General features: G+C 36.0%; 6 protein-coding genes. All 6 read right to left on the reverse strand.

The features are described 5' to 3' along the window. Positions 1-625 (reverse strand): response regulator (locus tag ACNKXS_RS11735; protein WP_417921008.1); only part of this gene is annotated, 625 nt, incomplete at its 3' end. 228 nt (positions 626-853) lie between these two features. Next, positions 854-3,688 carry a M16 family metallopeptidase gene (locus ACNKXS_RS11740; RefSeq protein WP_417921009.1) on the reverse strand — a complete coding sequence of 945 codons (2,835 nt, stop codon included), beginning with the start codon at positions 3,686-3,688 and terminating at the stop codon, positions 854-856. A gap of 46 nt (positions 3,689-3,734) precedes the next feature. Beyond that, entirely contained in the window at positions 3,735-4,790 is a 1,056-nt protein-coding gene (locus tag ACNKXS_RS11745; RefSeq protein ID WP_417921010.1) for an AI-2E family transporter, read from the reverse strand. 145 nt (positions 4,791-4,935) lie between these two features. Continuing rightward, complete coding sequence (locus ACNKXS_RS11750; RefSeq protein WP_141877756.1) at positions 4,936-5,130, reverse strand: cold-shock protein; 195 nt, start codon at positions 5,128-5,130, stop codon at positions 4,936-4,938. A 97-nt stretch (positions 5,131-5,227) separates the two neighbouring features. Next, positions 5,228-5,422 carry a cold-shock protein gene (locus tag ACNKXS_RS11755; RefSeq protein WP_417921011.1) on the reverse strand — a complete coding sequence of 65 codons (195 nt, stop codon included), beginning with the start codon at positions 5,420-5,422 and terminating at the stop codon, positions 5,228-5,230. 98 nt (positions 5,423-5,520) lie between these two features. Next, positions 5,521-5,693 (reverse strand): cold-shock protein (locus ACNKXS_RS11760; protein ID WP_417921253.1); only part of this gene is annotated, 173 nt, incomplete at its 5' end.

Consider the following 5,693-nt stretch of genomic DNA (forward strand, 5'->3'; position numbering starts at 1 on the left):
TTGAATTCTCACACTCCCTCAAAAGTTCATAAAATCGTTGAGGATTTTCACAGTCAATTACATCAAATATATTCTCGTTTAAAATTTCGCCATCTTTTATAGATAGATTTTTGATTGATGGACTATGGTAAGTAATTTGATAGTCACGGTTTAATATGCAAATTATATCCTGAGCTGATTCTACAAGCTTCCTGAACCTATTTTCACTAAATTGAATTTGCTTTTGCATTTCCAAACGTTCCTTCTCCAATTTATATTTAGAAAGAGCATTGAAGATTGCTGGAACAAGACGCTCAGGTCTATCCTTATATAGAAAATCGTTTGCACCATTCTCCATTAATTTTACGGCAACGCCCGGAGGCAGAGCGCCGGATAATATTATGAAGGGAGTATAAGGATCTTTTTTCCTTACAATATCCAAGGCTTCTTCTGAATTTAGATCGGGCAGATGATGATCACATAGTATAAGGTCAAATTGATTAGTAGCTAATAAGCACTCAAACTCTGATCTGCATTTAGCAAGTTTTATATCGAAATTATTGTTTTTTAAATGCCTGCTGATCAAAAACGCATCTGTTTCTGAATCCTCGACATGTAATAGTTTGAATGAATCCGTTTTTGACATAACAATTGCAAAATCGAAAATACCCTTTCGATAAACAATAATCGAAGTGTATTCCTACAGAAAAATAAATGATTGTAACTATTTTCCTAATTTATATAATTTTATCTATTAAAAACAAATTGATATCGATAAGTATGTGTTAAATAATTGATTTTATTACAGTGCAAAAAAAAACAGCGTGACAAGGTCGCGCTGTTTTGTTTCATCGAAGAGTATATTAGAAATATTTTAATGCATAACTTTATTGGCGTAGATATCAAGTTCAATTACAGGTTTACCTAATTTCTTAACCTCTTCTAATTGTGTTGCCTTATCTCCTACTACAAGGTAAATCATCTCTTTTTCGTTCAGGTATTCAGTAATTACAGATTTAAAATCTTCTTCTGTCATATTCATTAATTCTTCCTGTTGCGATTCTATAAAATCTTCAGATTTGTCGTACTTACTTATCTCTCTTAGAATACCCAATTTAGCACCTAAACTTTCATATGATCGGGTGTTTTCTTTCAACAATTTATTCTGAGTAAGTTCTACTTCCGCAGGACCAAAATCACTGGAATAATTTGTAACCATTTCTTCTATGATCTTAAGAGAAGGGAGTGTAGCATTCGCCCTTACACTAGTTGAAATATAAAACGGTGAAATTGTCTCATTCTTAGATATGCCGGAGTAAGCACCATAGGTATAGCCTTTTTCTATTCTTAATGTCTGAAATAATTTACCGCTAGAGCCACCACCAAGAATTTCATTCGCAAAATTAAGCTTACTGGCATCTTCATCATTATTGGTTAGTACCAGTTTGCCTATCATTATAACAGATTGTTTGGCGTCAGGAACATCAATAAAATATAATGTACCGGGTTCACCATCAGCACTGATTTCAGGATTAGAAATTTCAGGGGCATCAGTAGACCAGTCGGTCGACATAGTTGAAATAACATCTAAAACCTGTTTCTTATCCATTGCTCCAGCGATATGAAACTTGGCATTATCAGGCGATAAATTACTATAATAGGATTTAAGATCTTCCATACTAATATTTGCCGTAGTCTTTAACGTACCGTTCACAGGCACACCAAAACTATGATTGTCACCGTATAAAAGTTTGTAAAATGCGGTGGATGCAATCGCCTGGGGATTCGCTTCCCGATCTCTAAGATTCGTTTCAAGAGCCTGTTTCAATCTGGACAGTTCGGTGGTATCCCATCTCGGTTCCATCAAAATTTCTTCAACCAATTTCATGGTACCTTCAAAATTCTTACTAAGACAGGTTCCTGAAATACGAAAATCCTCATTACCGGTACTTATGTAGACATTAGCTCCTAAAAGTCCAAGAGCTTCTTCTAATTCAGCCGGAGTTTTATTAGCTGTTCCCTGTAACATCAAATCACTTAGCAGGTAAGAAACTCCTTCTTTTCCATCTGGATCCAAAAGCTGTCCACCTGGAATTGTTATATCAAATTCTACAAGTGGAATTTCATTATTTTCAATTTCGTAAACCTGCATACCATTTTTGAGTTCAGCAGTCCAGATCTTTGGTGACTTAAATAAAGGCAGATCACCAAAATCAGGTTCGCTACGATCATATTTTGAAGGGGTTTTATTATACACGGCCTCTTCTCCCTGGCTAACTTCTTCACTGGCTACATCCTTCTTGACTTCTTCTATCCAAACTTCGGCTTCTTCGGAATGTTTTATGGCGAGATCTAAACTTCCTTTTGGAACTACACTGGTCATTATATAGTGTTGATCTTTGATATACCTATTATAAACACGCATTACATCTTGTGAAGTTACCCTATTGGTAAGTTTAGCAGTTTTTGTAAGATAACCAGGATCACCATTAAATTCGTTATCCTGCACTAATTGAAAAGCTTTATTGAGTACGGTGCTAACTCCCTGATATAATTGAGTTTCAAGTTCAGCTTTAATTCTTTTCAGATCATCCTCGCTTACACCAGCTTCCTCAAATCTTTTAAAGCCATTTTTTACTGCCTTCTGCACACTATCCAGATCTATTCCGGCATTTGCGCGTACTCTAACTACGAATTCTCCTGCAAGTTCACTACTGCTTTGATAAGTGCTAATACGTGGAGCAAATTTGGATTCTTCTACGACTGTTTGGTACAATGGTGATTTCTTACTTCCACTCAATAGCTGTCCTAAAATTTGTAGAGCGTACATATCCTCATCATAATCTTCAACCGTAGGATAAACCATTCTAAGCTCTGGAAGTTTTGCAAAGTTATCTTCGAAATATAGATTTTTCGTGGATTCCAGTTCTACAGGCATCGCTTTTATAGGCTCAACCTCTGGTCCTGAAGGAATCTCACCAAACCATTGTTTAACGAGTTTCTTGGTTTCTTCGATTTCAATATCTCCTGCAATTACGAGAGAAGCATTGGCAGCTCCATAATATTGCTTATAAAATTCCTTTACATCCTCAAGGGTTGCCGACTGTAAATCTGGTAACTGGCCTATGACCGTCCAGTTATATGGATGGTCTTTCGGGTAAAGATTTTTCCTTATGATATCATCTGTGTATCCATAAGGAGCATTATCTACACGCTGGCGTTTTTCATTTTTAACGACCTGCTTTTCACGATCAAGTGCAGCCTGTGTAACTGTATTGATCATATATCCAAATCTATCTGAATCGATCCAAAGTATCTTTTCAAAAGCATCTTTGGGAACAACTTCGTAATAAACTGTACCATCGCTCCAGGTTCCACCATTTCTGCTTCCTCCCCACTCCGGAATCATCTTACGGTTGGCACCCACAGGAACATTTTCAGAATCATTAAAACTCATATGTTCAAAGAAGTGAGCAAATCCTGTTTTACCAGGTTTCTCGCGGTTGGAACCAACGTGCATCATTGTAGCAACGGCAACAATTGGATCGCTATGATCCTCGTGGAGGATAACTTCCAGTCCATTGTCAAGTGTAAACTTTTCATAGTCGAGTTCGAATTCTGAAATTTGCTGCGTTACTTCTGAAGATTGACCAACACTAACACCAGATAATAAAAAACCTGATATCAGAAAAATATATAATTTTCTCATTGAAGAATTAATTGGTTATTCTCCCAAAATAAGAAAATATTAGCAATCATTTCTCTGAGAACTTGGTTTTACTCAGAAGAATACCTAATGGTTTGGTTGCTTCAATATTGTACAGAATTACCACTATGATACCAAGTACAGGAATTGCGAGAATCATACCAATGATTCCCCAGATCATATTTCCAGCTATTACAGATACAATTATAAAGAATGGATGTACATCTACTCGATCGCCTACAATAAAGGGTTGTAGTACATAAGATTCTACAAACTGCGTGACTGTAAAAGTAAGTGCTATCCCAATTAGTACACTTGTATCTCCACTACTTAAGAATCCAAATGCTACCGCCATAGTAAAACCAAGAATGTTACCAACATAAGGTATCAAGGTTAATACAGCTGCAATTACACTTACCAGTATGAAATTATTTACACCCGAAATTCCAAGCCCTATAGAATATAGTACTGCAAGCAATCCCATAAGCATTAATTTTCCAAGCAAATACTGAGGTGCAACTTTGATAGACTTTGTAAGGGTATTTTTAATTGATTCCTGTTTAGAATCTGGCATAATTCTCAATAGAAAATTTTTAAAAATCTCGCGGTAATTCAGTAGGAAGAAAACGTAGACAAATGTGAGTAGGTAATTCGCCATAAAACTTGAAAGTCCGCTAAGAAAAGTAGTGATCTTTTTCCGCATATTAGAGCCCATAGCATCACTTTCCTCATCTTTAGACTGATTGATATCATCAGGATCAAGCGGAGTATGTTCTAGTGCAAAGGTTTTAAGCTGTTCTATCTTTGGAGTCATTTGTTCCTGAATCTCTGGCCAGTCCTCTGCAAAATTTCTCACCTGCATGCTTACCAAAGCCATTAGACCTATACTAATACCAAATAGAAGCAAACTGTTTAACATGGCCGCCCATGCTCTTTTCATATACTTCTCCATCCAGATGCTGAGTGGTAAAACGACGAGACTTAGAATGACTGCTGTAGCCAGTGGAGCGAAAAAACCTTTAGCTTTTACCAGGCCGGCTATTAAAAAATATATGGAAAGAATTGCCGCCGCTATGTAAAGTATTGCGCGCTTGCCTTTAAACATGGATAATTGATTTTGGTTGGTTAGAACAATATCGTAAATGTTTCACGTAATTTTATTAATAAAAACACAAAGAGCTTATTTCAAATATGCACATAAAAAAAGCCATCCGGATAGGATGGCTTTTATTCTATAGAATAGAATGTGCTTAGTCGATTACTTCAACGTTTACAGCATTCAATCCTTTTCTTCCTTGCTCAGTTTCGAACTGAACTCTGTCGTCTTCACGAATTTCATCGATAAGACCACTAGAGTGTACAAAGATGTCTTCGCTTGTTTCGTCTGATTTAATGAAACCAAATCCTTTGGTTGCATTGAAAAATTTTACTTTACCTTCTTGCATTACTATACTAATTAATTGTTATTGATGCCGGCTCCATTTAAAGATCATCCGGCCGTGATCTATTATTTATAAGTCTCAAACTGAAACCTTAAAATAATTAGTCAATTACTTCAACGTTCACAGCGTTAAGGCCTTTTTTTCCTTGTTCTGTTTCAAATTGTACTCTGTCATCCTCACGAATTTCATCAATAAGACCACTAGAGTGTACAAAGATGTCTTCGCTTGTTTCGTCTGACTTTATGAAACCAAATCCTTTGGTTACATTGAAAAATTTTACTTTACCTTCTTGCATTACTATACTAATTAATTTGTTGTTGATGCCGGCTCCGTTTATTGATCATCCGGCCGTGATCTATTATTTAAAAGTCTCGAACTGAAACCTTGATATAATTAGTCAATTACTTCAACGTTCACAGCGTTAAGGCCTTTTTTACCTTGTTCTGTTTCAAATTGTACCCTGTCGTCTTCACGAATTTCATCGATAAGACCTGTTGAGTGTACAAAGATGTCCTCGTTAGAATCGTCAGCTTTTATAAATCCAAATCCTTTTGTTGAATTAAAAA

The organism is Christiangramia marina (genome assembly GCF_048285865.1).
GTDB classification, from domain to species: Bacteria; Bacteroidota; Bacteroidia; order Flavobacteriales; family Flavobacteriaceae; genus Christiangramia; species Christiangramia marina.